The 291-nt window shown below is 49.5% G+C and carries 1 protein-coding gene; it reads left to right on the top strand.

All coding sequences use genetic code 11. The features are described 5' to 3' along the window. Position 1 precedes the first annotated feature (1 nt). Positions 2–291 (top strand): S16 family serine protease (locus AC6UD2_RS06750; RefSeq protein WP_500698427.1); only part of this gene is annotated, 290 nt, incomplete at its 3' end.

Raw genomic sequence — 291 nt, 5'->3', positions numbered from 1 at the left:
GATGGGAGTGCCTGCCGATCAATTCGATATCCATGTGAACTTTCCGGGCGGAAGTCCAGTAGATGGCCCTTCTGCAGGAATTGCAATGGCCACAGGCATATACTCGGCCATATATAAAATCCCTGTTGATCACACCGTGGCGATGACTGGAGAAATAAGCATTCATGGCGGCGTTAAACCGATCGGCGGTGTCATTCCGAAAATCAAGGCGGCTAAACTTGCCGGGGCAAAGAAAGTAATCATCCCGGCCGAAAACATGCAGCCACTTCTATCCGAAATCAAGGATATAGA

This window comes from Fructilactobacillus sp. X2R5C2, from assembly GCF_059901375.1.
The sequence above is the reverse complement of the archived record's forward strand: the minus strand, read 5'-3'. Positions and strand labels throughout refer to the sequence as shown.